At 62.5% G+C, this 666-nt stretch carries 1 protein-coding gene and 1 pseudogene; both read left to right on the forward strand.

Annotated elements, in window-relative coordinates; all coding sequences use genetic code 11:
* Nucleotides 1-238: pseudogene (locus HX846_RS39430) on the forward strand (LysE family translocator); the annotation flags it as partial.
* 27 nt (nt 239-265) lie between these two features.
* On the forward strand, nt 266-607 hold the full coding sequence (locus HX846_RS03970; RefSeq protein WP_003208192.1) for an antibiotic biosynthesis monooxygenase: 342 nt from the start codon (nt 266-268) through the stop codon (nt 605-607).
* The last annotated feature ends 59 nt before the right edge of the window (nt 608-666 follow it).

A 666-nucleotide genomic window follows, 5' to 3' on the forward strand; every position in this document is an offset into this window, starting at 1 on the left:
GTTCCTGCCGCAATTCGTCAGCCCCGAGGCGGGCCCCATCGCGCTGCAACTGGTGCAACTGGGGATCATCCTGACGCTGATCAGCGGTGTGTTTCATGCCGTGCTGGGGATTTTTGGCGGGGCGGTGAGCCGGTTTTTTGCCGGCAAACCGGGGAGCGCAGGCTTACAGAAATGGGGCCTGGCAACCGTGCTGATGGTGCTGGCCGTGCGCTTGGCATTGATGTCTCGCCCGACGTGAAACATCACTCATAAAAGGACGTTACCCATGTATATCGCAGCCTTTATCTACAAGCCCGGCGAACGGGATGACGAGTTCCAGCGCCTCACGAATCTGATCGACGCACTGGCAGCAAGGCTGCCGGGATACGTGGGGGCCGAGTCGTGGCGTTCGGCGGATGGCGGGTTGATCAACGCCAGTTATTACTGGCGTGACGAGGCCTCCATTCGCGCCTTTGCCAGCCACCCGACCCACCTGGAAGCCAAGCGTCTATACCGCCGCTGGTACGGCGGTTATCACGTGGTGATTTCCAAAGTGGAGCGGGCGTATGGGGACGGCACCATCGGGCATTTGGTGCCCGCCGACCGCCACGGACGGGCGAACGCTTAACCCAACCTGGCCGCCGCCCGTGCCACGATTTCACCCCGGGTCTTGCGCGACTCGGCGGT

This window comes from Pseudomonas sp. K5002, from assembly GCF_013386655.1.
Classification (GTDB): Bacteria; Pseudomonadota; Gammaproteobacteria; order Pseudomonadales; family Pseudomonadaceae; genus Aquipseudomonas.

Coding starts and splice junctions, on each gene's coding strand:
- HX846_RS03970 (WP_003208192.1), top strand. CDS start 266: ATGTATATCGCAGCCTTTATCTACAAGCCCGGCGAACGGGATGACGAG.